Source organism: Bacillus sp. LR--39 (assembly GCF_053613335.1).
This window is the reverse complement of the sequence record NZ_JBSIOT010001307.1, coordinates 1-576: the sequence shown is the minus strand read 5'-3', so window position 1 is coordinate 576 and position 576 is coordinate 1. Positions and strand designations below refer to the sequence as shown.

The window sequence follows — 576 nt, the reverse complement described above, 5'->3', positions numbered from 1 at the left end:
TGCCGTGCCGAACAGAAAACCAAAAGTGATCCCAATGCTTATGAATGAGTGGGGGGTTTTTAAACACAAACAAGTGCTGTTTTCCTTCGCGATTACCATTTTAGGCTATTCCGGTGTCTTTATCGCCTACACCTTTATCGAACCCATTTTGAGGCATTCAGCCGGATTCAGCACGGTTGGCATTACAGGTGCTCTCTTTGCGTATGGATTGGGAGGCGTTGCCGGGAATTTCTTAGCGGGAAAAGTGCCGCTGCCTTTGCTGACTCGGACGATGATCGGTGTAATGATCGGTTTAACCGGTGTTCTGGCTGTATTTCCTTACATCGCCATTTACCCGGCTGCAGCCATTTTGGCAACGTTCCTATTCGGGGCATGCGCATTCGGCACGCCGCCTCTTTTGCAAACAAAGGTCATTTCATCATCTGAGGGCGGCACGACCATTGCCGCAGCTGTCAGCGTATCAGCATTTAACCTTGCCAATGCCCTTGGTGCATGGATCGGCGGAATGATTTTAAACGGAACAGGCTCTTATTCCTGGCTGTTTGCAGGCGGTGCGCTTATGACCGCATGCGGACT

At 50.5% G+C, this 576-nt stretch carries 1 pseudogene; it reads left to right on the top strand.

Annotation, left to right across the window (positions count from 1 at the left end):
- Window positions 1-576, top strand: a pseudogene (locus ACWHAR_RS30160) (MFS transporter); the annotation flags it as partial.